Annotated in this window: 2 protein-coding genes; both read left to right on the forward strand. The window is 57.9% G+C overall.

Translation table 11 applies throughout. The features are described from left to right. Positions 1-978: 978 nt before the first annotated feature. Complete coding sequence (locus ABX749_RS19715; protein ID WP_372897477.1) at positions 979-3,879, forward strand: multiheme c-type cytochrome; 2,901 nt, start codon at positions 979-981, stop codon at positions 3,877-3,879. Continuing rightward, a partial coding sequence (locus ABX749_RS19720; protein WP_372897478.1) for an FG-GAP repeat domain-containing protein occupies positions 3,857-5,516 on the forward strand: 1,660 nt, incomplete at its 3' end. The genes ABX749_RS19715 and ABX749_RS19720, both read left to right, overlap by 23 nt.

Below are 5,516 nucleotides of genomic sequence, written 5' to 3' on the forward strand. Positions count from 1 at the left end.
CCCTTCTCCCCCACAAATCGACAAGCAAGCTTGTTCACGATTTGCGGGGGAGAAGGGTGCCATATCCGTCAGAAACTAAATCGACATCCCAACGGGGTTGAACAGAGCTCAGTAATACAATCGACGTCCTCCGGGAGATTTGAATCCCTCGCAAGATCCTTTGACCACCAACGGAGTGTTTGCTTCACGGCGTTGCCGTTCGGGGGCATGCCAGCGCCCGGGTATCCCCCATGCATCGTCGTTCCGGCGAAGATTTCGTTGACATCGGGGAGACCACGCGATAGCCTATCGCGTTGATTCGTCTACACCGAGCCGGGCCTGATGCTGCGTCACCTTCTCCTTCTCACTCTTGTCATCTTCACGGCGGGCGTTTTGACGTCGCGGCGGGCCGATGCAAGTTGCGGTGATTGGTTGGCGCATCCCGATGACGTCTCGATGTCGCAGCACGCGATGCCGCAGCACGCAATGTCACAGCAGAGTAGCGACTCCATCGACGAACCCACTCCACCGCAACCGTGTGACGGTCCGTTGTGTCGGCAGTCACCTTCTGGGCCGAGTTCGCCTCCGTTACCGCCGGCGCCTCAGGTTCAGCGTGACCATCACGACGCCGTCTGCCTGTCGGACCATTGCCCCCAGCCGGAGTTGTTTCCGGTGCGGTTTGGTCGCGACGATTCTTTGATTCTTCCTAGCGGTCACGCGCACCCGATCGAGCGACCTCCCCAGGCCTAGCTTGTTCGTCGTCGTAACGTTGGACCGTCGGCAGCTCGTGGTGCCGTCGGTCGATCGTGCTGATTGTGGGAGAGGCTTCCCGCCGGTCACGCACGTTCTTCCGCGCAGACTGCACTCGCGGAAATGCGACGATTGATGGTGTGACGTTCGACCGAACCCTGCGATGGGTTTCGGTCAGGTAGCGATGATTCCCGTGCGACGGGGATCGGCGCCCCGTAGTAGTCCATTCATTTCGCTAGGAAATCTTCGATGTCATCCGTTGCTTCGGGCGCCGCCACCGCGGTGCCGCGTAAGAAGTACGTGCGCGCCGTTGGCCCACGTCTTCGGAAGTTGCTGTACTTTATTTTTGTTCTTGTTGCCCTGCTCTTCGCCAACTCCGGCTATCTGGCCATCGTCACGTTTTTGGAGTGGTTGCGCGAAGAAACCTACCAGGATTTCTATTACCAATACATGTTCCTGGCCCATCTGGTGCTGGGGCTGATCTTGATTTTGCCGCTAGTGATTTTTGGGTTCGTTCACCTGTGGAACACCAAGGATCGCCGCAATCGACGGGCCGTGCGGATCGGCTATGCCTTGTTCGCCGTCAGCTTGTTGATTCTTGCAACCGGGCTATTGCTGGTGCGGATCGGCGGGTTTGATCTCAAGCAACCCGTCGCCCGCAGCACCGTATATTGGTTGCACGTGGCATGCCCGTTGGCCGCCGTTTGGCTGTACTGGTTGCATCGGCTGGCCGGACCACGGATCAAATGGCGGATCGGAATGACGTTCGCCGGCGTCGCCGGTGTCGCGATCGCGGCGATGGTGGTGTTGCAAATGCAAGACCCGCGACAGTGGAATGCCGTGGGGCCGGAATCGGGAACGCAGTACTTTGAACCTTCGTTGGCACGGACGGCCAGCGGCAACTTCATCCCCGCCGACGCGTTGATGAACGATCAGTATTGTTTGAAGTGCCATGCCGATATTCACAAGGACTGGAGCGACAGCGTTCACCGTTTCAGTTCCTTCAACAACGCACCGTATTTCGCCAGTGTGAGTGAGACGCGGGAGGTGTCGCTGGCGCGAGACGGATCGGTCCAGGCGTCCCGATGGTGCGCCGGTTGTCACGACCCGGTGCCGTTTTTCTCGGGCGCGTTTGACGACCCGAATTTCGACATGTTGGAACACAAAACCGCCAGTGCCGGGATCACCTGCACGGCCTGTCACGCGATCACGAACGTCAACAGTGTGCGTGGCAATGCGGACTACACGATCGAAGAACCGCTGCATTACCCCTTTGCCAATAGCGACAATGCGGCATTGCAGTGGATCAACAATCAGCTGGTCAAAGCCAAACCCTCGTTCCACAAGAAGACGTTTTTAAAACCATTCCACAAAACGGCTGAGTTTTGTTCGACGTGCCACAAGGTGCACTTGCCCGAAGCGCTCAATCACTACAAGGAATTTTTGCGTGGCCAAAACCACTACGATCCTTATTTATTTAGTGGCGTCTCCGGACACGGGGCTCGAAGCTTTTATTACCCGCCCAAGGCCGTGGACAACTGCAGCAAATGTCACATGCCGCTGGTCGCCTCGGATGACTTTGGCGCGAAGCTGTTTGATGACGCGACGGAGCTGAGTGTCCATGATCACCTGTTCCCGTCGGCCAACACCGGGATCGCTTGGTTGCGCGACCGCGACGAGATCATCACCGCGCACCAGGAGTATTTGCAGGACGTGATGCGGGTCGACATTTTCGGGATCCGCGAAACGGGCCAAATCGATGGAAAGCTAACCGCCCCGCTGCGTCCCGAGGTTCCGGCGTTGAAACCGGGCGAAACCTATTTGCTGGAAACGGTGATCCGAACGTTAAAACTCGGGCATCTCTTCTCGCAGGGCACGGTCGATTCCAACGAGATCTGGCTGGACGTGACGGTGACCAGCGGCGATCGAGTGATCGGACGTAGCGGAGCGATCAACCCACAGAATCACAACGAAGTGGATCCCTGGTCGCACTTTGTCAACGTGTTCATGTTGGACAAGGACGGCAACCGAATCGATCGGCGAAATCCGCAGAACATTTTTACGCCCTTGTACAACCACCAGATCCCGCCGGGCGCGGGCCAGACGGTGCACTATGGGTTGACGATTCCGAAAGATGTCACCGCGCCGATCCGCGTCGAGTTGAAACTGCAGTACCGCAAGTTTGATCAGCGGTACATGGATTTTGTGGCGAAGAAGAATGAGCAGTTTGGACGGATCATTCGGGGGCACCAACCGGGCCAGGATTACACCAACGAGTTGCCGATCACCACGATGGCGGTGGACTCGATTGTCTTCCCCGTCGAAGGCGTTGATCAGGACGTGGAAAATGCACCGCGAGAGATTCCTGTCTGGCAACGTTGGAACGACTATGGGATCGGTTTGTTGTTAAAAGGCAAAGCGGAACTGCGTCAGGCCGAAGAGGCGTTCACCGAAGTGGAAAAGCTGGACCGTTATGACGGTCCAATGAACCTGGCCCGCGTGCTGAATCTGGAAGGGCGTTTGGACGAAGCCGTCGAAGCACTCAACCGGGCCGACCGTTATCGTGACACCGAGGGATTCCCGCGTTGGACGTGGGCGTGGTTGTCCGGTGTGGTCAATTCGCAGCAGGGCCGACTCGTCGAAGCCGAGCAGAATCTGCGGAGCGTGTTGGAGGACAACACCGAGGACATGCGACGTCGCGGATTTGATTTCAGCTTGGACATTGAAGTCATCAACGCGCTCGGCCGGACGCTGTTCGACTTGGGGGTGGTGCGTGAGCGTCAGGGCCGCGAGGACGAGAGCCGGCGTTATTTCGATGAGGCCGTGCAACGCTACAAGAAAACCCTGCAAATCGACCCCGAAAACGTCACCGCGCACCACAACCTACAGTTGTTGTACGAGACGCTCGGTGACACGGAGAACGCAACCCTGCATCGCAAGTTGCACCTGCGGTACAAACCGGATGACAACGCGACGGGCCGTGCCATTCGGTTGGCCCGTGAAAAGTATCCCGCGGCGAATCACGCTGCCGAAGCGGTCGTGATCTACCCACTCGATCGCAATCTCAACCAACCCGAATCCGATGAAACGAAAGCGATTACCCGTCAAGAAGAAAAGGAGGCGACCGATGTCCAATCAACAGGCGCCTGAGGTCGAACCGAAAGAAGTGGAGCGTGAGGAAGAGGAGGTGCTCCGCGACGATGCCGAGATCGGCCGAGCGCTGCGAAGGTCCTTGCTGGCTTTAGTGGCGCTGCTCGTGGTCGGGGGGACTCTCGCGTTTTACTTGTCACGGCCCGAAGCCGCACCACCGGTACGCGAATCCGAATTGGCCAAAGTCAGCATTCGTGAGTTGCCCGACGTGCAAGTGCCGACGGTGAAGTTCACTGACATCACGGCGGAGGCGGGAATTGATTTTGTGCACAACAACGGAGCTGTCGGTGACAAGTTGTTGCCCGAGACGATGGGCGGCGGCATGGCGATCTTTGATTACGACAACGACGGCGATCAAGACATCTTGTTCGTCAACAGTAAGGACTGGCCTTGGGATCCGCCCAGCGGTCGCACCCAAACCTCGGTGTTGTATCGCAACAACGGCGACCGGTTCGTCGATGTCAGCGAAGCGTCCGGTTTGAATCTGTCTGACTATGCGATGGGGGTCGCGGTCGGCGACTATGACAACGACGATCATGTCGATGTGTTGATCACCGGCATCGGTCAAAACCATCTGTTTCGAAACCTCGGCGACGGCCGGTTTGAAGACGTCACCGAAACGGCCGGTGTGGGCGGCGAGGCGGATCGGTGGAGCACCAGTGCCGGGTGGTTCGATTACGACAACGACGGCGATTTGGATCTGTTCGTCTGTAACTACGTTGGTTGGAGCCGGGAGTACGATCAGTCCCAGAATTTTCAACTCGTCGGTGGCGGACGGGCTTACGGGCGACCGCAAAACTTTGAAGGCACGTATCCCTATCTGTATCGCAATGACGGTGACGGCACGTTCACCGATGTGTCCGAGCAGGCCGGGGTTCAGATTCAGAATCAGTCGACCGGAGTGCCGTTGTCCAAGTCGCTGGGGTTGGCGTTTTGTGACTTTGACACCAACGGAACCTTGGACGTGATCGTCGCCAACGATACCGTGCAGAACCTGTTGCTCAGCAACGACGGCGAAGGTCATTTCAGCGAAGTCGGAGCGCTGACCGGAATCGCGTTTGATTCCAGTGGTAACGCCCGCGGCGCGATGGGAATCGATGTCGCTTCGTTTCGCGGACGCAAGGCACTCGCCGTGGCCATTGGGAACTTTTCCAACGAGATGACGGCGCTGTACGTGACCAAGTTGGGGCGGATGCAGTTTTACGACGAAGCCGTCTCGACCGGGTTGGGCCCGAGCACGCGTTTGTTGTTGACGTTCGGTTTGGTGTATCTGGATTGTGATCTGGACGGTCGATCGGACCTGTTCTGTGCCAACGGGCACTTGGAAGAGGACATCAACCGTGTGCAGCCGAGCCAGCATTACGAACAGCCGCCCCAATTGTTCTGGAACGCCGGCCCGGAGCACGGGACGGAGTTTTTGGCGATGAACGAGGCTCAGGTTGGCGAAGATTTGTTGCGGCCGATGCCTGGTCGTGGCGCCGCCTATGCCGACTTTGATCAAGACGGCGACTTGGATCTGTTGATCACCGCGACCGGGCGCGGTCCGCGTTTGTTGCGAAACGATCAACAGCTCGGCCATCATTGGTTGCGTTTGCGATTGAAAGGCGACGGACGGTATTGCAATCGCGACGCGATCG

Origin of the sequence: Stieleria sp., assembly GCF_041595215.1 — a bacterium.
GTDB lineage: Bacteria > Planctomycetota > Planctomycetia > Pirellulales > Pirellulaceae > Stieleria > Stieleria magnilauensis.